Origin of the sequence: Novosphingobium aquae, assembly GCF_037572715.1 — a bacterium.
Taxonomy (GTDB): domain Bacteria; phylum Pseudomonadota; class Alphaproteobacteria; order Sphingomonadales; family Sphingomonadaceae; genus Novosphingobium; species Novosphingobium aquae.
Window position 1 is genome coordinate 549,060 of the sequence record NZ_JBBHJY010000001.1, and the last position, 26,352, is coordinate 575,411.

A 26,352-nucleotide genomic window follows, 5' to 3' on the forward strand; every position below is an offset into this window, starting at 1 on the left:
GGATGGTCCCACGGCCCATTTGTGAAAGGGCTTTCATGGGTCATCGCAAATCAAGGCGAGAAGTCAATTCCGGATCGACTTTCAGCAGGAGGATCGCGCGATCAATTCAAAACCAACATCGATGCTGCGCGGCAACAGATCGCGTTTGCCGCTGCGCTCATCGAGCAGCAAGGACAGTTCGCGCCCCACTCTGGCACCGTCGATGGCGACTGAGGTGATCGGTGGGATGGCCTCCCGGGCCAGCCGGGTATCGCCAAAGCCGACCACCGCTAGGTCTTGCGGAATGCGCAAGCCACGCGCCCGCGCTTCTCCCGCGACACCGAAGGCCAGCAGGTCCGATCCGCAGACGACAACGTCCGGCCGCTTCGTCGAAGCGATCAGCGCGTCGATGAAGGCATGGGCATCGCTGAGTGTCCCAGGGGTGCCGACCTGCGTGGTCTGCGGTTCTGCACCGCCGAGCGCCTGCCAGGTTTCAAGGAAACCCTGACGCCGTACCCCGGCGCGTGCAGCATCGGGCATCAGCAGGTGCGGCGCGCGATAGCCGCGTTCGTGGACATGGCGGGCGAGCGCCTCGCCCACGGCAAAGTGCGAAAATCCGATCGCCACGTCGACCGGTTCGGCGGGGAGGTCCCACAGCTCGATCACGCTGGTCCCCGACTTGCGCAGCAGGCTGCGCGTCGCGGCATCGACCGCGCCTGTGACCACCACGGCCTCTGGCCGGCGGCCCAGTGCGGCGCGGACAAGGTCGGACGGGGTTTCCAGCTTGAGCCCGGTAACCAGCAGCATCACCACATAACCGTGCGAGGACAGTTCCTCGATCATCGCCTCGATCATGTCGACGAAGATCGATCCCGACAGTTCCGGTATCATCACCGCCACCAGTCGCGACCGGTTCGACGCCAGCCCGCCCGCAAGCAGGTTGGGGATGTAGCCGAGCTGCTCCACCGCTTCACGAATACGTTCCGCCGTCTCGCGCGCCACTATTCCGGGGGTGTTGAAATAGCGCGACACCGTGGCGGGTGAGACCCTTGCGGCAGCGGCGACCTGATCGAGCGTGATGGTTTCGTGCGGAATATTCACGCGGGGCACCCTATCGGCGGTTTCGTTCAACGCAAGGGCGCTGCGCGCTTGCCTTTCGCCTGCGCCCGCGTCATTGCTCTGCAACCGCTTTCATGAAGGAATCTGGCCGTGGCGCGAGGACTTGTCGTTTCGGGACTTCTGGCTGCAATGACGCTCGCTCCGGCGACGGCGCAGGCACCGTCGAACGTGAGCGAACTTCCGGGCGGGGCAAAGTGGACCTCGGATATGCCGGCCAAGTGGAACGGCACCCTGCTGGTCTGGTCGCGCGGCTATTCGAACCGCGCAGGGCGGCCCGAGAGCGCTCCGGAATCGGTTAAGGCCGACCTGTTGGCGCGGGGCTATGCCATGGTCGGGTCGGATTATGGCAGCGCCGGCTGGGCTCTGGCAGAGGCGGTCCCGGCGCAGCGCGCGGCAATTTCCGCCTTCAGCGCCAGGCACGGAAAACCGCGCCGGGTGATCGGTTTCGGCAATTCGATGGGCGGACTGGTGACGACCGCGCTCGCCGAACAATCGCGCCCGGTTATTGATGGCGGCATTGCCTTTTGTGCCTCGATCGGCGGGTCGCTGGGCATGATGAACATGGCGCTGGATGGCGCACACGCGTTCCGCACTCTTGTCGCGCCGGACAAGGGCATCGCTGTGGTCGGAATCGCGGACGACCGCACCAACGGCGAAAAGGTGTCAAAGGCACTGGCCGAGGCAATGCGCAGTGATGAAGGGCGCGCGCGCGTAATGCTTGCCGGGGTTCTGGCGGGCATCCCCGGCTGGACCACCGCGGGCAAGCCGGCACCGGACATGAGTGACACACAGGCGCAGGTGGACGAGATCGCGCGGGCCTTCGTGATGGGCGTTTTCCTCCCCCGCGCCGAGCAGGAATTGCGCGCCGGGCAGGGCTATTCGTGGAACACCGGGGTGGATTACCGCCGGCAACTGGCACTTTCCGGTCGGCGCAGTGAAGTGGCCGCGCTCTACGCCAAGGCCGGGCTAAATCTGGATGCCGATCTCGCCCGGCTGAATCAGGCGCCCCGGATCGCGCCCCAGCCCAAGGCGGTGGCCTATATGCGCGCCAACTATACGCCGAGCGCCCGGCCGCGTGTGCCTTTGCTGGCGGTGCAAGCGATCGGCGACGGGGCGACGTCACCTTCGATGCAATTGGCCTATGAGCAGGCCGCGCCGCGAAAAACCTTCGCCTCGCTATGGGTACCGCAGGCCGGCCACTGCAACTTCACAGCCGCGCAAGTGGTGGCATCGATCCGCTATATCGAGGCGCGGCTGGACAATGGGCGCTGGCCGGCGCGACCCGAGGGATTTGTTGCACACCGGCCTGCGCCAATGCTGCGTCCGTGCTGGCGGGGCGGGTCTTGCCGGTAAATTGTTGACAATCGCCGGCAGCATGGTGGATTGACCATGCATGCTAGATGCCGGCGAAGACGCTCCCAAGGGCGCAAAGCGAGACTCGATTTCGACCAGCCAACTGGCTGACTGGCTGCGCAATGGCATCCGGGCGAGCGAATTCGTCCCCGGCCAGCGTCTTGTCGAGGCAGACATTACGCGCGCCACGGGGGCCAGCCGTACCAAGGTGCGCGAGGCTCTGCAGCGGCTGGAGGCCGAAGGGCTGGTCCAGATCGAGGAATTCAAGGGCGCTTCGGTTCGCCGGGTCACCTTTGAGGAGGTGCAGCAGATCTACCGCGCGCGGGTCGCGCTGGAAGGGATCTCCGCGCACGATTTCGCGGTCAATGCGTCCGATGCCGACATGGCGCGGCTGCGGGAACTGACGGATATTCTGGACAATGCCGTGGGCGGGGAGGCGCATGAGCGGTTCAACCGGCTCAACAGCGAATGGCACGCACTGATCATCAGCGGCTCGCGCAATCCGATTATCGCCGAGCTGCTTGGCCGGCTGAACGTGCCGATCCAGCGTCTGCTGTTCGAGAGTTTCTATAGTGCCGAAAGGCTGCGCGATGCGCATGACGGGCACAAATTGGTCGCCGAGGCTTTGCTCAGGCGCGATGGGCCGGCTGCCGAAGCGGCCATGCGGCGCCATATCGAAGATGCTTTTGCGACGCTTTCGATGATCGAAACGGAATTCCGTTCCCGGGTGCCCGGGATCCGCTGACTGGAAAGCGAATCCCGGGCGGGAGAGATCAGAACTTCTTGCGGATCTCGAAGGCGACCATCCGGCCCATGACGCTGGCATTGGCCGAATCGAAGATCTGGTTGGTCGAGACCCGCGCGAACGGCGGATCACGATCAAACAGGTTCTGCGCCGATACCGAGAACGACAGGTCCGCAAGCGGGCCGCTTTCCTGCGGGAAGGCATAGGTTATTGTCGCATCGACGGTCAGGTTGGCCGCTACACGCTCGTTCTGCGTTGCGGGGGCGACGATTGCCGGAGTGAACAGGTTGTTCGCCAGCAGCGACACCACGTTGTACGCATTGGTGTAGTTGTAGAACGTGTTGACCGACAGGCCGCCGGTGCGGAAACCGACCTGGCCGCGCGCCTTGAACTTCAGCGGGAAGTTGGCGTTGTTGACGCGGTCAACCAGCGCGCCGCCCGGAACTGTCTGGTAATTGTAATGGAACACACGGGTGCCGTTGAAGCCCAGCGTCCAGTCAAGCTCACCCATGCCGAACTGGTACTGCAGGGCGAAGTCGAGCCCCTGCATCTTGGCGCGGCCGACGTTGCGCTTGCGTCCATCGACGATGGCATAGACGTTCGGCGCGCCGCCTGCCGTGAACAGCGTGAACTGGCTCGGCGCGGCATAGAAGCCCGAATTGATCTGCGCCTGGATGGCATTGAGCTGGGCAGTGAAATCGGATGCCGTGCTGAGCGTCAGGAACGACGAGAGCGCTGCATCGGAGAACACGGCCGGGGTATTGCCCAACGTGTCGATCACATTCTTGTAGTCGATGTTGAAGTAGTTGAGCGAGGCGGTGAAACCGGGAACGAGGTCAGGCTTCACTTCCATGCCGACCGACCAGGTCTTGGCCGTTTCCGGACCGACGGCCGCGTTGCCGCCGAGCAGGGTCAGGACGTTGCGGCCGGCACCGGCAATCGTCGTGCTGGCGGAAAGCGACGGCGTGGAGCGGGGATCGCTGTCCGACAGGGTCGGCGCGCGGAACGATGTGCCATAGCTGCCGCGCAGGGTCAGGCCGGCCACCGGCTCCCACTTGATACCGAACTTCGGGTTCGTGGTGTTGCCGAAGTCGCTGTAGTCATCGTGGCGCACTGCGGCGTTGAGTTCGATCGTCTGGACGCCGCCCATTGCGTTGCCCGATCCGACCAGCGGCACGATCACTTCGGCGTAACCCGACTTGATGTTGCGCGTCGTGCCGAATTCCGCAGTCTTGGCCATGGTCTGCAGGTCCGGCGTGCGGGTGCCGGAGTTGGTATAGTTGCGGGCGAACAGCGTCTCGGTCAGGTACTGGCCGCCGACGGCGAGCTTGATATCGCCGCCGCCGATAGTCGCTAGGGTGCCGTCAACCTTGGCATTGGCGATGTGCGAATGGTACCAGATGCGGAAATTGGTGAAGCCCATGAACCGCTCGGCGGCTGCGATGTTCGATGCCGAGCCGCCGCTTCCGTAAGGGTTGAAGCAGAAATTCGCCACGGTGCAGCGGACGGCCAGGTTGTACTGGGCCTGGTTGACTTCACCGGTGCTCTGCAGCTCGGAGTAGTTGTCGTTATAGGTATAGGACGCGGAAAGGTTCCAGTTCGTGCTGAGCGCCAGATCAAACCCGGCCGCCGCCTGGTTGCCCAGGTCGGTTGCAAAGGTATCGCGTCCACCGGCATCGTTGAGGACCACGTATTCGACCGTCTGCGCCGTGGTGCTCTGCCCGGCAACTACGACGAAGCCCGGGTTGGTGTTGGGTACAGAAGCGGAAACCAGCGTCGGGGTGGAACGATAGAACGTGCCTTTGCGATCATAGTAGAACGCCTCAGCCCACAGCGACAGGTTGCTCGTCACGTCCTGGCGGATCGTGCCGACCAGGTTCAGGCGCTTATTGGCCGGAAGCACGGTCTGCAAAAGCGAGGTCGGTACGCGGTTAGGCGTGGTCGACAGCTGGGCCTGCGTCACGCCAATGCCGGTGCCGGCGGGCAGGCCGTAACGGGTCGATCCATAAACGATATTACCGGGCGCGCCGCCGAATGCGCAGTTGTTGGTGCCGCCGAGGGTCGACTGGTCGCAGACGAAGAATTCGGCACGGTCGGACTGCAGCAACTGGTCGTTCCAGCTGTATTCGGCAGCGATCATCGCGCGGCCGGTGTCCCACTTCTTGCCGACCACGGCACTGAGTGTCTTGGTGCTGTAATCGTCGGCAAAGCCATAGCGGCCGCGAACTTCGGCGCCATCGACGTCGGTGCGCAGGATGAGGTTGGCGACACCGGCAACAGCGTCCGAGCCATATGTGGCCGAAGCGCCGTCGGCGACAACGTCGATACGCGCCAGCGCGATGGCCGGGATCGAGTTGGGATCGAACAGCTGGCCGCCGAAGCCGCCGACCGGCAGACGGCGGCCGTTCAGCAGCGTCAGGGTCGCCTGGACACCCAGACCGCGAATGTTGAGGCCGTTGGCACGGCCGATGTTGAGGTTGGCGTTATTGGCCGAAGTGTTGGTCGCACCTTCGCCAAGGCCAATGCCCGAGACCTGCGGAATCGATTTCAGGATGTCGTTCGTGGTCAGCAGGCCGGTCTTCTGGATATCGCTGGCCGTGACGGAAATGATCGAGGAACCTACCGGCGCTGCGCCGCGGATGATCGTGCCGGTGACGACGATTTCCTTGTCGGGCTCAGCCGCTGCGGCATCCGCATCAGGCTCTTCGGACTGGGCGAGGGCTGCCTGGGGCAGGGCGATTGCGGAAACTGCGAGCGCGAGGGCGCTGACGCGTGAAAGCGGGCGGCGATGGATTTTTTGCATGTCGATACTCTCCCCTGCCATGCCCACTAGACGCGAAAGCGGTTTCAGGCAAGATTGTCGACGATTTCATCGACTAAAATTTTGCTATATGAGGTAGTATTTATAATGCGGACAACTGCCGCTTTCCTGCTGTTGGCTGTGGGATCAAGTGCTTGGGCGCAAGCCGGCGAGCCGGATTTCCTCGAGCAAAGGGCACCTGCCGCCAGTTTTACCGAATGGCATCGCACCGCGCATTATGCGCCAACCAGTGATGGCACGCAGTTGGCGGTGACTGTCTATCTGCCGGGTGCCGCGAAAAGCGCTGGCCGCTATCCGGTGCTGCTCTGGTATCACCCCGGTCACCGCGAGAGCATCGACATCAAAACCGGAACCATCCGCCCGACAATGTCGCCATCGGACATCGCCTGGTTCACTTCGCACGGATATGCCGTGGCAATCGCCGAGATGCGCGGCAGCGGAGCCTCCCACGGCACGCGCGAACTGGATCGCGGACCGCAGATCGCGCGCGACGGGGAGGATCTGGTGGACTGGCTGGCGGCGCAGGGCTGGTCCGACGGCAAGGTCGGCATGATCGGCGCGTCCTATCAGGGCTTTGCGCAGTATGCCGTCGCCAGCCAGTGGCCCGCGGCGCTGAAGGCGATCTTCCCCGAGATCGCCGGGTTCGACGATTACAGCTCGATGTTCCACCCCGGCGGCATTCAGGTCGTAGCGCTGTCGGAAACCGCATCGACCTCGATCCGGCGTGACGACCTCAACGATTACCTACCGGACTCAGCGCGCAAGCACCTGCCTTCGGTGCCGGTGATCGACGAGGATGGCGACGGCGAACTGGTCGATGAAATCCCGATCGACAAGAACGGCAACGGCAGCTTCGTCGATGACGGCCCGCCGACCTATGCCGACGGCAGAAAGCGGCAGGATATCTATTACAAGGCCAGCATGGCGCACCTGCAGAACCGCAACTTGCCGGTCGAATGGATCACCGCCGCACCGTTCCGGGATTCGCCGATTGCCGGCACGCCGCATCGCTACATCGATCTCGATCCGGGCGATAAACCTCAATCGATCGCGAAGAGCGGCATCGCGGTCTATAGCCGCGGCGGCTGGTTCGATTACCATGCGCGTGACACGCTGATGTGGCACGCAGCGCTCGCCGGTAAGACGCCGAGCCGCGTGATGATGGCACCCGTGGGGCATGGCGGCCTGCCGGCGGAAAGCGGTGATGCGATCTATCGTTCCGGGCCGTACCTCGCGCTGTTCGGCGACAAGGTATCGACTAACGAGGTGATGAACCGCGAGAAGCTGGCCTTCTTCGATCGCTATGTGAAGGGACTGGCCAACGGTTTTGATCGCCGCCCGCCGGTGCTGCTCTATGTCATGGGCAAGGGTTGGCGCTATGAGCAGACATGGCCGATCGCACGGGCCAAACCGCTGCGGCTGGCGTTGGCGCCGGGCAACCAACTGGTCTCCGGGCGGTCAGTTGCGGGGGAGGACAGGTTCGAGACGGTCCTTGCCGCCTCCTCGCTTTCCAAGGGCGCCAATCGCTGGAATTTCGCGCTGTCGACCGCGAAGGAGCCGATGACCTTTTACGGTCCGCCGCAAAGCCGGCTCAAGTACCTGACAGCGCCGTTGGCCAAAGATACCGAAGTGACCGGCCATCCGCTCGTTGCCCTCACCTTGTCCTCCGACACGGCGGAAACCGATGTCTTCGCCTATCTTGAGGACGTTGCGCCGGATGGCACGTCGCTGATCGTGACCGAAGGTCAGCTGCGGGCCAATTACCACCGCTTGAAACCCGGCGGCCCGCATCCGATGGCGAAGCCCTCGCTGCCCTGGCAGGGCTTTGCCAAGACCGATTACCAGCCCGCACCGCTCGCCGATGGGCGCAAGTTGACGCTGCGGATGGACATGATGCCGACCTCGTGGGTGTTCCGGAAAGGCCACCGCATCCGGTTGTCCTTTGCCGCGGCGGACTGGCCCAGCTTTGCGCTTCATCCGGGGCTCAGCCCGGCGAATGATCCCAAGGCACCGGGCACCCGCGCGCCAGTCTGGACGGTCTACCGAGGGCCCGGCCTCTCGGCCATTACCCTGCCGGTGGTGCCGGAGCGCAAGTGACAAGGCCGTCGCTGCGGACGGCATAGTTTGTCGCGAGACCAGCCTCGGTGGTGATTGCTTCGACATAGCCGAGCCAATCGACGAAATCGGCGCTACCGGGAAGGATCGGGTGCGGCACCGAATCATCGTCGATCCGGCAGGCCTGCAAGGTGACCGCCGGAGCGCCGCCGCCTGCCATGTCGAGCCAGGCGATCACCGTATGGCGGGTTTCCGGGGGGGTCTGGTACTTCGCTTGCGGCTGCCAGCCCTTTGACAGGGTTTGCAGATGGGCAAAGCTTTCATGCTCGCGGATTTTCTCGTTGAAGGCGGCGGGCTGCTCGATGGCGAAATTTCCGAGGCTGTAGAACACCGGCTTGCCGTTGATGAATTCGATGCCCTTGAGCAAGTGCGGATGGTGTCCGAACAGGGCGTCCGCACCCGCACCAATCGCGGCGCGGGCGATCTCGCGCTGGTAATCGGCAATGCTCGCCCGGACGAAATGGATGCCCCAGTGGACCGAGACGAACACATGGTCTGCCTCGGCTCGGGCAGCGGCAATGTCTGCCTCCATGTTTGCCAGATCGCTCCGTTCGGCAAAAGTGTGGATGCGCGGCGGAGTGCCGGGCTGATCGTGCTCGATCTGCTCGTAACAGGTGTGGGCGCGCAGCGGGGCGCAGCCCGGACGCGCGGCATCGGCGGCATAGCCGGCTGGCAGGATCGAACTATAGGCGAGCACGGCAATTCGCTTGCCACCTGCCTCTATCATCGCCGGGCGGCGTGCCTCGGCAAGGTTGGTGCCGGCACCGGCTGCGGCAATGCCCGCCTGCTGCAGGTTCACCAGCGTATCAGCCAGCGCATCGGCGCCGAAATCAAGCGCGTGGTTCCCGGCGACCGACATCACGTCGAACCCGGCCTTGCCGAGCGCCGGAGCGACATCGGGCGAAGTGCGCATTGCGAGCCGGGCGTGCGGCGAGGGCGTGCCGCGTTCGCTGATCGGGCATTCCATCTGTCCAAAGCAGAGGTCTGCCGCTCCCAGCGCCGATGCCACCTGCGCGAAAATCCCGGCAGGGTCCTCGCGGCGCGGTGCCACGTCTCCGACTGCACAAATCCGCACCATTGCGTGCTCTCTCCCGAAAAATACCGAAGCGCTCTTGCGTCTCGCGGCTCGAGGTTGCAAGAACGGGTGCGGATTGTCGACAACTTTGTCGGCATTCCTGCGTTTGGGAGAAGGGCTGTGGTTCGACAGGTTTGCGCCGGTGGCGCATTGCTGGCCTCTTTGCTGGCCTCATCGGCAGCCATGGCTGCACCCACGTGTGCCCAGCTCACCGCGCTGCGCATCCCTGATGTTCGCATCGTCCGCGCCAGCGAGATCAGGCCCGACCCCGTCTGGACCGCCCCGCTTGCCACGCCGCCCTCTGGCTATGCCGCCCCTGTCCGCAAGGCATTCTGCCGCGTCGAAGGCATGATCGAGGACGAGATCGGCTTTGAACTGTGGCTGCCGCTGCCCGCCGAGTGGACAGGGCGGATGCTCGGCACCGGCAACGGCGGGTTCGCCGGCTTTATCCGTTACGAAGGCCTCGCACGCGGGGTCAATCGCGGCATGGCGGCGGCCAGCACAGACACCGGCCACCGGATCAGCGAAGCCAACTGGTCTATCGGCAAGCCGCGCCGGCTGGAGAATTACGGGCATCGCGGCCAACACCTGCTGGCGGTGAACAGCAAGGCGATCATCGCTGCCTATTATGGCCGGCGCCCTGACCACAATTACTTCATGGGCTGCTCAGGCGGCGGCATGCAGGGGATGAACGAGGTCCAGAAGTACCCCGCCGACTACGATGGCATCATTGCCGGGGCGCATGGTCAGTCAATCGTCGGCATCTCGGCGCGCTGGCTCAATTCCGCACTGATCGCGAAGTATTCGCCGGCGGCGCACATGACCGCGAAGGACTGGCAAGGCGTAGCGGCGGCCGCCACCAAGGCCTGCGATGCAAAAGACGGCGCGGTGGACGGCATTATTGCCGATCCGCGCCTTTGCACCTTCGATCCGGGCACTGCGCCGGGCCTTTCCGCTGCGCAGGCAGCGACCGCGCGGACGCTTTACGGCCCGGTCTATGGCAAGGGCGGCAAGGTGCTGTACCCCGGATTCACTCCCGGCGTGGCCTATGCGCCGATCAGCGATCCGGGCCGCCCGGGCGAGTTGTTCGCGCAGTGGCTCTATGGCGATCCGACGTGGGACGTCCGCCAGTTCGACGCGGGCCGCGATGTGCCGGCGGCCGAAAATGCCGTGGCGGGCGCTTCGCCAACCAACCCCAACCTTGAGGCTTTCGCCGCGCGTGGGGGCAAGTTCATTTCGTTCCACGGCTGGAATGACGAGATCGTGCCGGTCCGCTCGACGATCGACTATTACGAGAAGGTTCAGCGCTACATGGGCGCGGACAAGGCGGCAGCTTTCTACAAGCTTTATCTGCCGAGCGGCATGGATCACTGCCGCGGCGGCGTCGGACCGGACAATTTCGGCGCCAGCTTTGGCGAGGAATTGCCTGATCCAAACTCCGGCAACGACCTGCTGATGGCGATGATCGACTGGGTGGAAAAGGGCGTTGAGCCGGGCCGCATCGTCGCCAGCAAGCTAACGGACGGCAAGGTCACGATGACGCGGCCGGTCTGCCAGTGGCCTACTTCGCTGCGCTATCGCGGCAAAGGCGATGTCAATCTTGCGGAGAGCTGGGCGTGCGTACCGCCACGCTGATCGCGCTTGCGCTGCTCTCCGCCGCCCTGCCGGCACAGTCTCGTCAGCCAGAGCCTATCGATGACCTGCAATGGCTGTTCATCGAGGACACGGTCGCACTGATCAAGCCGCCGAGTGCTGAGGCCGCCGGGCAGGCGCGGCAGTTGATGGACATGGCCGGCAAATCGCGCGCGGTGGGAGACCTTGGCCAGATGCGCGCTTATCTGGCGCAGGCGCGGGTCATTCTGGCGGGCGGCACATGGGACAAGGACGCTGCCTTCGCGCATTCGCTCGCGCTGTTTGCCAAGCACCGGGTGATCGATCCGGACGAACCTTTCCACGTGATCGCGCGGCAATGGTTCGTGGCGGACTCTTCGGCAAAACGGCTCGAATTGCGGATCGGTTTTCGTCGCAAAGGCAGCGCAGAGATTGTCTGGCGGATGCGTGCGGAGCCTGCTTCGGCGGACCTCTACCACGCTGGTTTCCAGATACCCGCATCGCCGCAGGGCTTGCCGGATGGCAGTCATGACCTCGTGATCGAAGCGCGCGAGGGTGATCGGGTGATCGGTCAGGCGACCCACGCGGTGTGGATCGTGAAGCACTTGCGCCGGGATCTCGCCGAAATCGCGCGGCGCAAGGCTGCTTTCAAACCGTCTCAGGACCTGTCGGCATCGCTCGACTGGCCTGCCAATCTGGCGCTGACGCTTGACGGGCGCTCACGACAGCCGATCGATGTGGACTGGCGCGCCTTGCTGGATCGGACGCTTGCGCTGGCTGCAGAAGCGCAGAGCGGCAGGGACCCGCTGCGCCTCGCTCGTGGAAGTCACGAACGGCACTATGCCAGCGCCGTGTCGCGCCGCATCGAACCCTTTCGCCTGTTCGTGCCCGAGCGATGGGACGGCAAGGCCAGATTGCCACTTGTCGTGTTGCTCCACGGCTCGAACTCCGATCACAACCGTCCTTTTGCCAGTGGCAAGGCGGCCGAACTGGCCCGGGCAAAGGGCTGGGCGGTGATGGCGCCGATGGGCTATTCGCCCAATTCGGGCTGGGGCAATCACTTGCCGGTGGTGCTCGCCAACGGTTCGATGCCAGCGCCGCGTCCGAGCACGATAGGCGGTATCGTCCAGCGCAAGGACGGGGTCGAACCCGAACCTGCGGAGGCCGATGTTCTCGATGCGCTGGAAGCAGTTCGCGCCGCCTATCCGATCGACGCGGCCCGGATATACCTCGCCGGAAATTCGATGGGCGGGGAGGGCACGTGGCACCTCGCGGCGCGGCATCCGCAGCTGTGGGCGGCGATAGCGCCCGGAGCCGGAGCTATCGACCCACCGCGCTTTCCCTACGCCCGGCTGGGCAAGCTGCCCGTGCTCGGCGTTCACGGCGATGCGGATGAGATCATTTCGTTCGCAGCCACCAAGGACATGATCGAACGACTTGATCGTGCCGGCGGGAAGGGCCGGATGCTTGCCGTTCAGAACGGTGGACACCGCGCGTTCGATAGCGTGCTCGACCAGATTTTCGACTTCTTCGCATTGCATTCAAAGGAGAAAGCAAGATGATCCGCAAGCTTGCCGCCATGGCCCTTGCCCTGTCCGCCATGCCGCTGGCCGCACAGACCACGCCGCCGCCGAAGGCCGAGCCGAAACCGTTCGGGATCGTCGGCGCGCCGGGCGGTTCGGGCGCGATGCCGGCGGTGGCAGAATACCTGGCGGCCATGCCCGACCACACCTTCTATCATCCCGCCGTCATGCCGAAGGAGCGCCTGCCAATCGTGCTGTGGGGCAATGGCGGCTGCGCGGACAACAGCCTGTCGGCGGCCGCTTTCTTGCGCGAAGTATCGAGCCAGGGCTATTTCATCGTCGTCCCCGGACCGCCGCGCAGCGAACGCCCGATGACCGCGCCGGTGCGCATGACCGAGCCTCCGGCAGTCGACGCCGACCGTAACGCCCAGATCGCCAAGCGCGGTCCCGATGCGACCAGCCCGGAACAGATTCTCGCCGGGCTCGACTGGGTGACGAAGCAGAACGCCGACCCCAAAAGCCCGTGGTTCGGCAAGCTCGATCCTTCGCGCGTTGCGGTCATGGGCCATTCCTGCGGCGGCCTGCAATCGATCCGCGTATCGGCCGATCCCCGCATCAAGGCGACCGTCCTGTTCAACAGCGGCGTGTTCAACAATGCGATGGAAGGTCGCAGCGCGCTGTCGATTACCAAGAAGGAACTGCTCAAGCTCCACGCGCCGATTGCCTACATCATCGGCGGGCCGGCCGACATCGCCTGGCCGCAGGCGATCGATGACGGCGCGCGCATCGTCCACGTACCCGTGTTCTTCGCCCATTCGCCGATCGGCCACAGCGGCACCTTCTGGACTGCGCCCAATGGCGGCGAATACGGCGTAATCGCGCGCAAGTGGCTCAACTTCCATCTCAAGGGTCGCGCGAAGGACGGGCTCTATTTCCGTGGTCGCAATTGCGGGCTGTGCACCAAGACGGACTGGTCCGTCCCGCGGCCGCTGTGGTGAGTTTGCCTATATGACTCATGTCTTCCTCGCCACTGGCGACCTTGCGATGGACCGCGATGATTACGACGAAAGTTTTGTCGCAACGCGCGATCTGCTGCGCTCGGCGGACATTGCCTTTGGCCAGCTGGAAACGAGCTTTGCCAGCAAGGGAAGCCGGATGCCGCAGGCCCGCCACGCCGTGCTCGCGCGCCCCGATGGCGCGGCAGCATTGGCGCGGGCAGGGTTCAACGTGATCTCGATGGCCGGCAACCACTGCATGGACTGGGGGCAGGAGGCGTTCTTCGAAACCAAGGCCAACCTTGAGGCCGCGGGCATTGCGGTGGCCGGTGCCGGCGCGAACATCGCCGAGGCCCGCCGCCCGGTCATCCGCACGCTGGGCGATGGCACGCGGGTGGCGATCCTCGCCTATTCGTCGATCCTGCCGCAGGACTACTGGGCAACCGAACGCCGCCCCGGCTGCGCCCCGATGCGCGCGCATACGGTTTATGAGCAGGTCGAACTCGACCAGCCGGGTACTCCGGCGCGGATCCACACCTATGCCCACCGTGAAGACCTTTCGGCGATGGAGGCGGACATTCGGGCGGCCAAGGCGCAGGCCGATGTCGTGATCGTTTCGCAGCATTGGGGTATACATTTCGTGCGGGCGTCGATTGCCGACTATCAGCGCGAAGTCGCCCGCGCCGCCGTGCTCGCCGGGGCCGATGCGGTGATCGGCGGCCATGCCCACATCATCAAGGGCTGCGAAATGATCGAGGGCAAGCCGGTGTTCCATTCGCTGTGCAACTTTGCCACCGACCTGGCGATGGATGAGGAGCACGCGAAGTCGAAAAGCTGGAACGAGATCCGCGTCCTGGCGGAAGAGTGGGAGCCTGATTTCGGCAGCCTCTACAACTTCCCGAAGGCGAGCCGTCTGGCGCTGCTCGCCCGGCTGGAGATTGCCGGCGGCAAGGTCACCAAGGCCGGGATGCTGCCCGTCGTCATTGGCCGCGACGCCGTTCCGCGCTGCGCACCTAAAGGTAGCGCCGACTATGCCGAAGTGCTCGATTACCTCACAGCCGTGACAGACGAAGCTAAACTCAATGCGCGGTACCGCCCGGGCGACTCGATGATCGAACTGGAGCTTTCCGCATGACTGCCCGCCGCAAGTTGCCGCTCGAAATGATCGTCTTCTTCTACTTCCTCGCCTATCTGCCCAACGTGATGATCACCCGCTGGGTGGCGACCAATCCGGACCCTTCGCTGGGGCGCCCGCTGACCGGTCTGGAAACCCTTCCGGTGTCGCTGATCGTCAACCTTGTGCTGACCTACCTGTTTATCTGGCTGTCGGGCTGGCACCGAGATGCGAACAAGGTGCGGATCGGCAGGTTCAGCATTCCCTGCCCGGACAAGTTCACGCTACTGTCCGGCTTTGGCACTTCGCTGGTGCTGTTCACCGTGCCGCTGTCCTACACGTTCCAAGGCGTGAGCATTCCCTTCATCCAGCTGATCATGCGCGGCGATATCCTGATCATCGCGCCGCTGGTCGACATAGCCTTCGGCCGCCGGGTGAGCTGGTTCAGCTGGACCGCGCTGGTGATGGTGTTCGTCGCGCTGGTCATCGCCGTTACCGATCGAGGCGGGCTGAAGCTGCCGCCGCTCGCGATCCTGACCGTGGTTCTGTACACGCTGGGCTACTTCGTGCGGCTCGCGGTGATGACGCGGATCGCCAAGAACGGGGACGAAGCGATGGTGCGCCGCTATTTCGTCGAGGAGAAGATGGTCGCCCTGCCGCTTTCGATCATCATTCTGGCGATCATCTCGGCATCGGGGATCGGGGGGCAGGCGGGTGAACTCGAATGGGGTTTCATCGGGGCATGGAGCAGCCCTGCCATCTGGCCGCTGGTGATGATCGGCGTAACGCTGACGATCATTTCGGTGATCGCGATCATCATCCTGCTCGACCCGCGTGAGAACGCCTATTGCGTTCCGCTGGAACGCGCGGCCAGCCTGGTCGCCGGGGTCGGTGGATCGATCCTGCTGGCGTGGTTCTTTGGGGCCAAGATGCCGCGCGGAGCGGAACTGGTGGGCGCTGCGATCCTCGTCGGCGCGATTGTCCTGCTCTCGCTCGCACCGCGCCTGTCGCGCAAGAAATCCGCATGACGCTCAGCGAGGATATCTGCAGCACCATTGCCCGCCTGCAATGGGCGGACTTGCCTGCCTCGACCCGGCGAGCGGCGTGCCATGTGCTGCTTGATGCCAGCGGCGTTATCCTCGGAGCGAGTGGCCTGTCGGAAGAGGTGCGCCCGTTCCTCGCTCTGGCAAGGGCATCGGGCATCGGGCCGAGCACGGCCTTGGGCACGGCAATGCGCGTCCCGCCCGCTGCTGCCGCGCTGGCCGGCGGGGCCATGTCGCACGCGCTCGACTATGAGGACGCCTTCGACATCCGGCCCGGCCATCCCAACGCGAGTCTGGTCCCCGCGCTGATTGCCCTGGCGCAGTCGGAAGGGCCGATCGATGGCCCGCGCTTCCTCACCGCGTTGGCGGCTGGGTGCGATTTCGCTTGCCGGATCGGCGTAGCGCAGCGGCAGGCGATGGAGCTGGGCGGCTGGTATCCGCCGCCGATCGTCGCCGGATTGGGCGCGGCAGTGGGGGCGGCCAAACTGCTAGGGCTGGACGGCGCGGGCATCCGCGATGCGCTTTCGCTGGCGCTGTGCCAAGTCACCATGCCTGGTGAGATCAAGCACAGCCCCGGCACGGTCATCCGCGCCGTGCGGGAAAGTTTCCCGGCGCAGGCGGCGGTGACTTCGGCGCTGCTCGCCCGCGAAGGCGTTGCCGGATTCGAGGAACCGCTGGAGGGCAAGGACGGCTTCTTCGCTCTCTATGCCGGCGGCAAGTTTGACAGCGCGGACCTGACCGATGGTTTGGGATCACGCTTCTGGATCGACCACCTGACCTTCAAGGCCTGGCCGAGTTGCCGAGGTACGCATCCGTTCATCGAGATGGCGCTCGACCTGCGCGAGCGGCACGGCATCGATGCGGCCGGCATCGCACGGATCACGGTGACTTGCGACGAAATCCAGCGGATGTTGATCGAACCGGCCGAACGCAAGCAGGCTCCCGGCGTGCTCATCGATGCCAAGTTTTCGGTCCAGTTCTGCACCGCGCTGGCGCTGGTTCGAGGGCGCGTAGACCTCGATAGCTTCACTCCCGCGGCGCTCGCTGATCCGGCTGTGCTGTCGGTCGCCTCGAAAGTGCAGGCGAAAGTTGACTCGGCATCGAACCGCCACCCCGGATCGGGCGGGACGATCGAGATCGAGATGGTCGACGGCACACTTTTCCAAGCTGAGGTCCATAACGCTCGGGGTTGTCCCGAAAACCCGCTGAGCGAGGCGGACCTTGTCGCGAAGTTTGTTGACTGTGCTGCCCGCGCGCAGGTGCCGCCCAGCGACCCGCAGCAACTGGCGCGGGCAATCCTTGCGCTGGCTGATTGCGATGACGTGGGCGCGCTGTTCGCCTAGAATTCGGCGCTGATTTCTGCGCGGCGCTGGGATTGTCCGGGAAGTCCGTCAGCATCGGGAAGGTCTGCCGGCTTGGCTCCGGTTTTCATGCGCGTTTCGATGATCAATCCCGGGATCAGCCGACGCAGCGATTCCGCGACGATCTCCGCGCGTTCGAGGGCGACCTCGGGCCGCTCGGCCAGCGTTACGCCCGAGACGCTCTCCGGATCGGTCGCCGCATAGCCCGTCACAACCACCTTCGCCGGTTTCGCCGCGATGATCCACTGCGCGGCATTGTCGAGCAGGAAGTCGCTGTACTGATAGACCACAAAGGCTCGGTCGAATTCGAAGAACACCGGGAATGTGCGCGCCGCGAAGGGACCGGCGGGGGGCTTGCGCGGCACCGAAAGCGGGGTCAGGTTGCGTGCCGGAAGCACGAACTTCCGCCCCGGGTGACCTTCCGCCGGCAGCATGTGCCGCTGGCAGGGCTCGCTGAGGATCGAGGTGCGCACCGGGTTGAGCACGGTGGAACCACACGGAGCGGTGCTATCTGCGGTGACAAGACCTTCGACCAGTACGGCGCGGTTCCAGTCTGGCTTATACGGCGATTGGCTGACGTCGTAGCGCTTGCCCGATGCGCGCTCGTCGGCCAGCCAGCAGCCCGATTTCTTGCCGCTGTCGGCGTCGCGGTACACCGGGCAGGACACGAAGCGGACATAGTCGCCCGTCTCGGCGGCGAAGGCGGATAGCGGCGCGGCAAGCGCGATCAGGGTGGACAGTTTGCTTAGGTTTTTCACAGCACGCTCATCAGGTTGACCAGGTCCTGCTTCTCCCGCTCGGTGTAACTGATGTTGTAGCGCCGCTCGTAATAGTCGACGACGGCGCGCAGGTCCTTGGCAAGTCCGTTGGAGAAATAGGGCGCGCGGGCGGCAAGTCCGCGCATCGATTGCAGGGTGATCTTGCCCGCATCGGCACAGCGCCCGGTGGTCAGGGCAAAGCCGGGATCATAGGTGTAGAAGGTGCGGCCATAGAACGGATGCGGCGCCTTCAGGCAGGTGATGCGGAACAGCGGCAGGTCGTCGAATGGATCGGCATAGGGCAGGGTGGTCGTACCCAGATCGACCTGCCCCGGTGCAACGTCGTTCCCCATTTGCGCCATGTTGTGGCAGAACACGCAGGAATTGCGCACGGGATTGCCGAAGCCGACCGGCGAGTTGATCCCCGAACTGTCAGTGATCAGGAAGGTCTTGTCGCGGAACGTCCGCGCGCCCCGGGCCACGGACTGCCGGAAGGCAAGCTGTTCCGGCGTGAGCTTGGCCGCGTCTTCAGACGATATCTTTTCCCACGCGGCATATTCGCTCCACACCGGCGTGCCGATCGAGCCAAGCGCGCCGGGTTCGCTGTCGCGCAGCTTGGCCGGCCCGCCCGTTGCCCCGCCGCTATCGAGCGCGCCGCCCTGCTTGCTGACCTGCTGCGCGGTGTAGAGCCGCATCTCGAAGTCGGTAATCCGGTCGATCTGTGCCGGGGTGAGGTGCTTGGCGAATTCGAGGTGCGTGCTTGACGCATCTTCCATCTGTTCGCGCAGGTTCCGCGCGCGGTTGTCGGCCATCAGGTTGCCCGACTGCATCGCGCCGCTGTCCGGATCGCGCGGCAGGGCGATGCCTTGCTTGGGGTCGTAGGCAAAGCCGACGGCGAGCAGGTATTTGAAATTCGATACCGGGCGCGGGCGGCGGTAGACTGAGACATTTCCGGCCTTCGGACCGTATTTCTCGCCGCTGTTGCAGCCGTTGGGATCGCGGACAACGTCGATGGTGAAGTCCGGCGTCACCGGCTTGCCCTGCCATTCGCGCACCGGCCAGGGGCGTTGAATACGGATCAATCCGCGCTCCAGCAGCAGCGAGTGCGATGCCTTTTCCGATTGCGGCAGGCTGGGGCAGTTGGAGCCGTCTGACGCGGCGAACAATGGATCGCGGCCCCTGGTTTCGTCCCACCGCTGCCGCGCGGTTGCGGCGGAAAGGCTCATGCCGTCAGCGGGTTGGTGGCAAGTTACGCAGGCGCGTCCGTTGGGACCGATGGGTTCGAAAAACGGGTGGCCCTTGGTCGGCATTGGCCCGCCGACCAGCAGGCTGCGCTGCGTGCCATGTTCGTTTGCATAGTCGAGCGTGGCCGGAAAACTGCGGCCTTCACCTGGGGACCACCAGCGCGGCGGCGGTGCCTTTTGCGCGGCGGCGAGGACCAAAAGCGCGGCGGCGGCGAGCAAGGGGCGAAAGCGAATCAGGGTCATGCGGTTTGCATCCGGGTCCGGCTCGCGGCCATCGCGGCGGCGAGAGAAAGCAGGGTCATGATGGAGAGTACGATACCCAGCCGCAGCGTGTCAGCCGCGCCGATCATGCTGCTTGCAAGGGCACTGCCACCCATCTGCAAGGCACCCGCAAGGCTGGTGGCCGTGCCTTCAAGTCCGGGGCGCGATTGCATGATGGCGCTGATCGTCGATGGACCGAGCACGCCGGTGCCGAAACCCATCAGGACCATCGGCAGGAAGAACGCGGCGAGGCTGTGGGCGCCCGCGACCGCTCCGACCAGCAGCAGCATGGCGCCGCTGGCAACGAGTGAGGCACCGACGATGCTGCCATTGCTCCGGCGGTTGATCACGCCAACGAATTTCGTGCCGACAATTCCGGCCGCAGCGATTCCAAGCAGGAACAGGCCGGTGTCTCGCGGGCCGATGCCATGCTGGCTCGACAGGATGAAGGGAGTCGCGGCGAGGAAGGCGTAGAGCGATGAGCTTGCCAGAGTCATCGCCAACGAATTGCCGGTGAAACGCGGAGTGGCGAGCAGCATGCCCCAGGCGTGGAGCAGGTTGCGCGCCGGTGCCGCAGCCCGCCGGGGACTCTCTGCCAGCCGCACCTTGACGAACAGCGCCGCTCCCAGCCCGGTCAAAACCAGCAGCACGAAGATTGACCGCCAGCCGGCGACCTCGGTCATGGCCCCGCCGATGACCGGCGCTATGGCCGGGGAAAGCAGCACGACCGACATCAAGGTGGCCTGCCGTGTCGCGGCTTCCTCGGGTGGAAAGATATCGCTCACCATGACGCGCGCGGTGACGATCCCGGCCGCGCCGCCAAGCGCCTGCAAGAGCCTTGCAGACAGCAGCCACGGCAAGGAGTGAACTGCCAGAGCCGCCGCGCTGCCGATCACGAAAAGCCCCAGTCCGCCCAGCATGACCGGGCGGCGGCCGTACTTGTCCGCCATCGGCCCGGCAAACAGTTGCCCGCCGGCGAGACCCAGCAAATAGATGCCGATCACCCGCTGCGCTGCCACGGTCGATGCGCCAAATTCCGCGGCAATCGGGGGCAGGGCGGGAACCACGAGCTGCGTCGCCAGCGATCCCAGCGCGGCAATCGCTGCCAGGGTCAGGATGATCGCCGTGCCACTCCCGGTATTACCGCCCTTGGCATTCACGCCATCTCTCCCTTGCCGCGCATCCGGCGGCGAGTGACGAGGCACAGCATCACGTTGACCGCTGCGATCCCGGTCAGCAGCAGGGTCGGCGGCAGGAACGACCCGGTGCTTTCCCGCAGGAAGCCCATCAGCGGCGGGATGGTCGCCCCGGCAAGCGAGCCGAGCATGTTGATCATGACCACGCCCATCGCCATCGCCCGCGGGCTGAGCATCTTCATCGGGATCGCCCAGAAGGCGGCGACGGTGCAGCCGGTGCAGGCTCCGCCCAGCACCAGCATGGCCAGACCCGGCAGGCCCGACCCGAGGAGGAAGGCAGCCAGCAGGCCCAACCCGCCGACCATGGCCGGCACTGCGATGTGCATGAACCGCTCGCCCGTCTTGTCCGAATGACGCGCGTTGAGCAGCAGGCCGATGGCGCTGGCGGCGTGCGGCAAGGCGACGATGAAGCCGACCTGCGTGGCGGTCAGGCCCGACATGCCCTTCACGATGGTAGGCAGCCAGAACATGATGCCGTAATTGCTCGCGAGGATGCAGAACCAGATCAGCGAGCACAGCCACCCGTCGAGGCTCTTGAGCGCGTCCCAGCGCCCTTCGCGGCTGCCATCGGGCGCGGCCTTGGTCTCGGCGTGGATATTGGTGGCCAGCCATGTGCGCTCGCTGTCGCTCAGCCAGCTGGCCTGCGACGGGCGGTCGGGGAAATAGAACCAGGCGAAGAACGCCAGCGCGACGGCGGGCAGGGCCTCGACAAGGAACATGAACCGCCAGCCGGCGATCCCCAGCGGATTTTCGATATCGAGCAGCCAGCCCGAAATCGGCGCGCCAAAGACCTGCGCAACGTTGATCGACATGATCGGCAGGGCGAGGATCGTCGCCCGCCAGCGCTCCGGCGCCCAGTGTGCCAGATAAAGCATCAGCCCCGACGAAAGTCCGCCCTCGGCAAACCCGATAAGGACACGAAGGATGTAAAGCTCCACCTGGTTGCCGATGGCGGCAAGGCTGCAGGCGGCGATGCCCCAGGCGAACGTAATGATCGCCAGCCAGCGCCGGAAGCCGATTGTCTCGTACAGCAGGACGCTGGGATACTTGGCGAGAACATAGCCGACGAACAGCACCCCGGCACCAAAACCGTATTGCGTTCCCGACAGGCCAAGATCGGCATTCATCTGCAATGCGGCAAAGCCGACATTGGTGCGGTCTATCGATCCGATCAGGGTAAAAAGAGCGCAGGGAAGCACGAGTCTCTTCACGACCTTGCGACCAATTTCCTGTTCCAGCTGGTCGCTCAAATCCTGACTCCCGATCAATGTTGCTGCCGATGATAGCGCTTGCATAGCGCGCCGTCGATACCTATGCGATGACTATGTCACATAGCCTGAACGATTTCGATTCCGAAGCACCGGAAGACTTCGACAGCGGCCACGCCGAATTTGCCCGTCTGCGGCGCGAATGCCCGGTCGCGCATAGCGAGGGGCTTGGCGGCTTCTGGGCCCTGACGCGCTATGACGACGTGCGCCGCGCGGCGAGCGATCCGGCGACTTTCATCACATCGGTGCAGAATGTCGTGCCCAAGGTGGCCTTCACCGGTCGCCGGCCCCCGCTGCACCTCGATCCGCCTGAGCACACGCCTTATCGCCGCACGCTCAATCCACTGCTCTCGCCCGATCGTGCCGCAAAGTTCGAGCCATACGCCCGGCAATGTGCGCGGGACCTGCTGGCACCGATGATCGCGCGCGGACACGGCGACGTCTGCGGTGAATTCGCCAGTTTCCTGCCGGTGCAGGTGTTCGGTGAATGGATGAACGTACCCGATCACTGGGTCGGGCCGCTGCACCAGTCGGGCCGGGCCTTCATTCTGGCGGTGAACCTCAACCAGCCCGAGCAGATGAAGGCGACCAGCCTCAAGCTTTACGAGATGGCACGCGAACTGCTGCAATTGCGCAAGGCCGAACCGCTCGATCCCGAGAAGGACATTACCTCTGCCCTGCTGGCCTCGCTGGAACGCGGGGAAGACATGACCGAGGACCTGATCGTCGGCATGGTCCGGCAAGTGCTGGTCGTTGGCATTGTCGCTCCCACCGTGTTCATGGGATCGATGGCGGTGCACCTGTCGCATCACCCTGATCTGCAAGCCCAATTGCGCGCCGATCGCAGCCTCGTGCCGGCAGCGGTGGAGGAATTCCTGCGGCTTTACACGCCCTATCGCGGTTTCGCCCGCACGGCGAAATGCCCGGTGGAATTCGGCGGGCGCACGATCCCTGAAGGCGAGGGAATCGCTCTGGTCTATGCCTCGGCCAACCGAGACGAGGCGGTGTTCGAAAATGCGGAGGAATTCATTCTGAACCGCGCGAATATCGCCGATCACATGGCCTTCGGGCGCGGGCCGCACAATTGTCCGGGGGTGCACCTGGGGCGTATGCAGGTGCGGGTCATGCTCGACGAATTGCTGGCCATGACCACGCACTTCGAGATCGACGGTCCGGTTGCGCCGGCGCGCTGGCCGGAAATCGGCGCGATTTCAGTGCCGCTGAAGTTGGTCGCAGCCTGACCTAGCGCCAGAGCGCGTTGAGCGCAGGGACCAGATGCGGGCGGTGTGCGGCGGGAATGCGGCGCAGCAAGTCGCTTTCGAACTTGTCCGTGACCGCGCGCACTTCGGCCGCCTTTTCGCGCCCCTTGTCGCTGAGCACGATGGCCATCGACTTGCCGTCGATCCGCACCTTGTCGATCAGTCCGGCGCTCGACAGGCGATTGAGCAGCGGCACCATGTTGGCCGAACGGATGTCGAGCACGCTGCCAATCGCGCTTGACGTCATGTCGTCCCGCCCGTCGATCAGCAGCAGGATCGATGCCTCGGAAATCCGCAGGTCGATCGAATCGAGCAGCCCCCCCAGTTCAGCCATCATCGCGTTTGCAGCGCGGCGCAGGGCATATCCGGGGAGATGAGCCAGCGGATCATCGCTGACTGCCGGGGTGTTCTGGTTCCTGTTTTGCGGCCGCGCCACGTCGTGCTCCAGATTGCTATTGCATATAGCTAAATATTGGCTATTGGAAATAGCCAAATTCAGGTCCAATTACAGCATAGCGGGAGAAATGCCATGTCTGAACGTTCAGAAGCCGATACCGTTTCGTTTGTCGTGGAGAACCGCATCGCGTGGGTCTCGTTCGCGCGGCCTGAAAAGCGCAACTGCATGAGCCCTTCGCTCAACCGCCGGATGCTCGAAGTGCTCGAATCGCTCGAATTCCGCGATGATGTCGGCGTTGTTGTGTTGACGGGCGAGGGCACGGCCTTTTCCGCGGGCATGGATCTCAAGGAATACTTCCGCGAGAACGAGGCCAAGGGCCTTGGCGCGATTCGCAAGGCGCAGCGCGAAGCCTATGGCTGGTGGGAACGCCTGCGCTGGCTGGAAAAGCCGACCATCGCCATGGTCAATGGCTGGTGCTTCGGCGGCGCCTATGGCCCGCTCTATGGCTGCGACCTCGCCGTGGCGGCTGAGGACGCGCAGTTCGGTCTGTCGGAAATCAACTGGGGCATCCTGCCCGGCGGCGGCGCCAGCAAGATCATCGTCGAACTGACCGGCTTCCGCAACGCCATGTACCACGCGATGATGGGCGAGAATATCGATGGCAAGAAGGCCGCCGAATGGGGCCTCGTCAATGAAGCGGTTCCGGCCGACCAGCTCAAGGCGCGCGTGACCGCCATCGCCGAAGTCCTGCTGGCTAAGAACCCCACGGCGCTTCGCGCCACCAAGTGGGCGGTCCGCCGCGTTGGCGAAATGACCTTCGACAATTCGATGGACTACCTCGTCCGCGCGCAGGAAGCGGCAAACTTCTTCGATGGCGAAGGCCGCAAGGAAGCGACCAAGCAGTTCATCGACGACAAGACTTTCAAGCCGGGCCTCGGCGCTTACGACCTCAACAAGTCGCGCTGAACACGGGTCCACGGGAGACTATGATGACCGAAGGCAGCCTGCCGCGCGCAGCCATTTCACGGCTGTTGCGGCCGCGATCAGTGGCAGTGATCGGTGCCAGCGATACGCCGGGTTCGCTCGGCGCGTCGGTGCTGGGCAACCTCATGCGCAACGGATTTGCAGGGGAGGTCTATCCGATCAACCCGAAGCGCGAGAGGATCGGGTCACTGAAATGCCTCGCCTCGGTCGATAATCTGCCGGAGGGTGTGGATGTTGCCGTGCTGGCAATCCCGCAGGCTGCCGTGCTCGATGCCGTGCGCGGACTTGCCCGGCGCGGAGCGGGCGGGGCGGTGATCTTCTCCGCCGGATTTGCCGAGGGCGGCGAGGAAGGCAAGGCGCAGCAGGCGGAGATTGGCCGGATCGCTGCCGAACACGGCATGGTGATCGAAGGGCCGAACTGCCTCGGCTTCGTCAATCACGTGGCGGGCATTCCGCTGACGTTCGTGGAAACCGTGACATTGGCACCGGAAGGCCGGCGCGCGCTGGGCATCGTTTCGCAGTCGGGTGCGATGGCGGCGGTGCTTTCGACAACGTTTCAGGCGCGTGACCTGCCGGTCAGCTATTCGATCTCCACCGGGAATGAGGCGGGCAGCGGGGTCGAGGACTATGTCGACTGGCTGGTCGATGATGACGCCACCCATGTCATCACGATGATCGTCGAACAATTCCGCAAACCGCGCCGCTTCCTCGCCGCCGCCCGCCGCGCGCGTGAGGCTGGCAAGCCTGTTGTCCTGCTGCACCCGGGCACCTCGAGCGCGGCGCGTGAATCCGCAGCGACTCACACCGGGGCGATGGCCGGTGACTACAAGCTGATGCGACGCAAGGTGGAGCGCGAAGGCGTGATCTTTGCCGAAACGCTGGAAGAACTCGGCGACATTTCGGAAATCTTGATCCGCTGTGCTGCCATGGCACGGCCCGATGTAGCCGTTCTGGGAGAATCTGGCGCTTTCAAAGCCTTGATGCTCGATCTGACGGAGGCACTCGAAGTTCCGCTGGCAGACCTGAACGACGAAAACGCCCCCGAATTGCGCGCGGCGTTGCCGGCATTCGTGCCGGTGAGCAACCCGCTCGACATTACCGCGCAGGGCCTCAGCCAGCCGCAGATCTACACGCAGACGCTTTCCGCGCTGCTCGATGACGCACGGGTTGGCGCGGTGGTCGCCGGGATCATCCAGACCGATCCGGTGACCTGCAAGATCAAGATTCCCGCGATTCTTGCCGCTCTGGAAGGCCGCGAGATTGCCAAGCCGCTGATCTACGCGGGCCTTGACGAAGGCGCACCGGTTCCGGGCGAATATGTCGCGGCGCTGCGCTCGCACGGCGTGCCCTGCTTCCCCAGCACCGAACGTGTGTTCCGCGCGCTCGCACGGCTCGGCAAGCGCGCCACGCTGGACCTGTCGCGCGGCGAGACGGCGGCGACTCCGCTGGTACGCTTGGGCGAATTCCACGGCGTTGTCGCAGAGTATCAGGCAAAGGACCTGCTCGGCCCGCTCGGCTTCCCGTTCCCGCAAGGCGGTTTCGCCGCCAGCGCGGACGCAGCGGCGGCGGCGGCTGACAAGGTTGGCTATCCGGTCGCGATGAAGGCGCAGGCGCAGCGGCTTGGTCACAAGAGCGATGCGGGCGGGGTTATCCTGAACCTCGCCGATGCCGATGCCGTCCGCGATGCATGGCACCGCATCCACGCCAACGTTGCCGCCTATGACGCATCAATCGCGCTCGACGGCGTGCTTATCGAAAAGATGGGCGCGCGGGGCATGGAAATGATTGTCGGCGGGCGCAACGATCCCGAATGGGGTGTGGTGGTGCTTGCCGGGTTTGGCGGCGTGACGGCGGAAATCCTGCAGGACGTCTGCCTGTTCACCCCCGACATGACTGAGGCGCAGATTTCCGCTGGTCTGATGGGGCTGAAAAGCGCGGCCCTGCTCGCCGGTTATCGCGGTTCGCCCCGGCTCGATGTGCCAGCGCTCGCCGCGCTTATCGGACAAGTCGGCGCGCTGCTGGCAAGCGAACCGGGCATTGCCGAAATCGATCTCAACCCGGTAATCCTCTATCCTGAGGGTGACGGAGTGGTAGCGCTCGACGCCTTGATGCTTGTGCAATAACCAGAACA

At 64.6% G+C, this 26,352-nt stretch carries 20 protein-coding genes; 12 read left to right on the forward strand and 8 right to left on the reverse strand.

The window, feature by feature from the left end; genetic code table 11:
• Positions 1 to 81 precede the first annotated feature (81 nt).
• Positions 82 to 1,080 (reverse strand): LacI family DNA-binding transcriptional regulator, encoded by a 999-nt coding sequence (locus WG900_RS02845; protein ID WP_339964522.1) that lies wholly within the window; start codon positions 1,078 to 1,080, stop codon positions 82 to 84.
• Between the two features lie 108 nt (positions 1,081 to 1,188).
• On the opposite strand from WG900_RS02845, the gene WG900_RS02850 reads away from it, so the two are divergent.
• Together WG900_RS02850 and WG900_RS02855 are read left to right on the forward strand one after the other, a co-directional pair.
• Complete coding sequence (locus WG900_RS02850; protein WP_339964523.1) at positions 1,189 to 2,451, forward strand: alpha/beta fold hydrolase domain-containing protein; 1,263 nt, start codon at positions 1,189 to 1,191, stop codon at positions 2,449 to 2,451.
• 40 nt (positions 2,452 to 2,491) lie between these two features.
• A complete protein-coding gene (locus WG900_RS02855; protein WP_339964524.1) occupies positions 2,492 to 3,196 on the forward strand; it encodes a GntR family transcriptional regulator in 705 nt (234 codons plus the stop codon).
• A gap of 28 nt (positions 3,197 to 3,224) precedes the next feature.
• Here the strand turns inward: WG900_RS02855 and WG900_RS02860 are convergent, their stop codons facing one another.
• Positions 3,225 to 5,999 carry a TonB-dependent receptor domain-containing protein gene (locus WG900_RS02860; protein WP_339964525.1) on the reverse strand — a complete coding sequence of 925 codons (2,775 nt, stop codon included), beginning with the start codon at positions 5,997 to 5,999 and terminating at the stop codon, positions 3,225 to 3,227.
• Between the two features lie 105 nt (positions 6,000 to 6,104).
• Between WG900_RS02860 and WG900_RS02865 the strand changes: the two genes are divergently transcribed.
• Positions 6,105 to 8,114 carry a CocE/NonD family hydrolase gene (locus tag WG900_RS02865; RefSeq protein WP_339964526.1) on the forward strand — a complete coding sequence of 670 codons (2,010 nt, stop codon included), beginning with the start codon at positions 6,105 to 6,107 and terminating at the stop codon, positions 8,112 to 8,114.
• Here the strand turns inward: WG900_RS02865 and WG900_RS02870 are convergent.
• Positions 8,083 to 9,183 (reverse strand): CapA family protein, encoded by a 1,101-nt coding sequence (locus WG900_RS02870; protein WP_339964527.1) that lies wholly within the window; start codon positions 9,181 to 9,183, stop codon positions 8,083 to 8,085. The genes WG900_RS02865 and WG900_RS02870 overlap by 32 nt on opposite strands.
• Before the next feature lie 207 nt (positions 9,184 to 9,390).
• Between WG900_RS02870 and WG900_RS02875 the strand changes: the two genes are divergently transcribed.
• The 6 genes from WG900_RS02875 to WG900_RS02900 are packed head-to-tail and all read left to right on the forward strand — an operon-like array spanning position 9,391 to position 16,836.
• Entirely contained in the window at positions 9,391 to 10,842 is a 1,452-nt protein-coding gene (locus WG900_RS02875) for a tannase/feruloyl esterase family alpha/beta hydrolase (RefSeq protein ID WP_339964528.1), read from the forward strand.
• On the forward strand, positions 10,824 to 12,380 hold the full coding sequence (locus WG900_RS02880; RefSeq protein WP_339964529.1) for a carboxylesterase family protein: 1,557 nt from the start codon (positions 10,824 to 10,826) through the stop codon (positions 12,378 to 12,380). Before WG900_RS02875 ends, WG900_RS02880 begins: the two co-directional genes overlap by 19 nt.
• Positions 12,377 to 13,339 carry a poly(ethylene terephthalate) hydrolase family protein gene (locus tag WG900_RS02885; RefSeq protein WP_339964530.1) on the forward strand — a complete coding sequence of 321 codons (963 nt, stop codon included), beginning with the start codon at positions 12,377 to 12,379 and terminating at the stop codon, positions 13,337 to 13,339. The genes WG900_RS02880 and WG900_RS02885 overlap by 4 nt, the downstream gene beginning before the upstream one ends.
• Before the next feature lie 10 nt (positions 13,340 to 13,349).
• On the forward strand, positions 13,350 to 14,471 hold the full coding sequence (locus WG900_RS02890; RefSeq protein WP_339964531.1) for a CapA family protein: 1,122 nt from the start codon (positions 13,350 to 13,352) through the stop codon (positions 14,469 to 14,471).
• Positions 14,468 to 15,478: a hypothetical protein gene (locus WG900_RS02895; RefSeq protein WP_339964532.1), complete on the forward strand. Its 1,011-nt coding sequence runs from the start codon at positions 14,468 to 14,470 to the stop codon at positions 15,476 to 15,478. Before WG900_RS02890 ends, WG900_RS02895 begins: the two co-directional genes overlap by 4 nt.
• Positions 15,475 to 16,836: an MmgE/PrpD family protein gene (locus tag WG900_RS02900; protein WP_339964533.1), complete on the forward strand. Its 1,362-nt coding sequence runs from the start codon at positions 15,475 to 15,477 to the stop codon at positions 16,834 to 16,836. The genes WG900_RS02895 and WG900_RS02900 overlap by 4 nt, the downstream gene beginning before the upstream one ends.
• Here WG900_RS02900 and WG900_RS02905 read toward each other — a convergent pair.
• From WG900_RS02905 to WG900_RS02920, 4 genes are read right to left on the reverse strand one after another with little or no spacing between them, the layout of a single operon-like run.
• Positions 16,833 to 17,612, reverse strand: a complete 780-nt coding sequence (locus tag WG900_RS02905) for a hypothetical protein (RefSeq protein ID WP_339964534.1) — start codon at positions 17,610 to 17,612, stop codon at positions 16,833 to 16,835. The genes WG900_RS02900 and WG900_RS02905 overlap by 4 nt on opposite strands.
• A complete protein-coding gene (locus tag WG900_RS02910) occupies positions 17,609 to 19,099 on the reverse strand; it encodes a hypothetical protein (protein ID WP_339964535.1) in 1,491 nt (496 codons plus the stop codon). Before WG900_RS02910 ends, WG900_RS02905 begins: the two co-directional genes overlap by 4 nt.
• Complete coding sequence (locus WG900_RS02915) at positions 19,096 to 20,277, reverse strand: multidrug effflux MFS transporter (protein ID WP_339964536.1); 1,182 nt, start codon at positions 20,275 to 20,277, stop codon at positions 19,096 to 19,098. Before WG900_RS02915 ends, WG900_RS02910 begins: the two co-directional genes overlap by 4 nt.
• The gene (locus WG900_RS02920; protein WP_339964537.1) at positions 20,274 to 21,563 is read right to left on the reverse strand and encodes an MFS transporter; all 1,290 of its coding nucleotides are present in this window, start codon (positions 21,561 to 21,563) and stop codon (positions 20,274 to 20,276) included. Before WG900_RS02920 ends, WG900_RS02915 begins: the two co-directional genes overlap by 4 nt.
• 74 nt (positions 21,564 to 21,637) lie before the next feature.
• Between WG900_RS02920 and WG900_RS02925 the strand changes: the two genes are divergently transcribed.
• Positions 21,638 to 22,822: a cytochrome P450 gene (locus WG900_RS02925; RefSeq protein ID WP_339964538.1), complete on the forward strand. Its 1,185-nt coding sequence runs from the start codon at positions 21,638 to 21,640 to the stop codon at positions 22,820 to 22,822.
• Position 22,823: 1 nt separating this feature from the next.
• On the opposite strand, the gene WG900_RS02930 is transcribed toward WG900_RS02925, so the two are convergent.
• A complete protein-coding gene (locus WG900_RS02930; protein WP_339964540.1) occupies positions 22,824 to 23,276 on the reverse strand; it encodes a MarR family winged helix-turn-helix transcriptional regulator in 453 nt (150 codons plus the stop codon).
• Between the two features lie 93 nt (positions 23,277 to 23,369).
• Between WG900_RS02930 and WG900_RS02935 the strand changes: the two genes are divergently transcribed.
• Both WG900_RS02935 and WG900_RS02940 read left to right on the forward strand, forming a co-directional pair.
• Positions 23,370 to 24,203, forward strand: a complete 834-nt coding sequence (locus tag WG900_RS02935; protein WP_339964542.1) for a p-hydroxycinnamoyl CoA hydratase/lyase — start codon at positions 23,370 to 23,372, stop codon at positions 24,201 to 24,203.
• A 23-nt stretch (positions 24,204 to 24,226) separates the two neighbouring features.
• Positions 24,227 to 26,344: an acetate--CoA ligase family protein gene (locus tag WG900_RS02940; RefSeq protein ID WP_339964544.1), complete on the forward strand. Its 2,118-nt coding sequence runs from the start codon at positions 24,227 to 24,229 to the stop codon at positions 26,342 to 26,344.
• Positions 26,345 to 26,352: the final 8 nt, after the last annotated feature.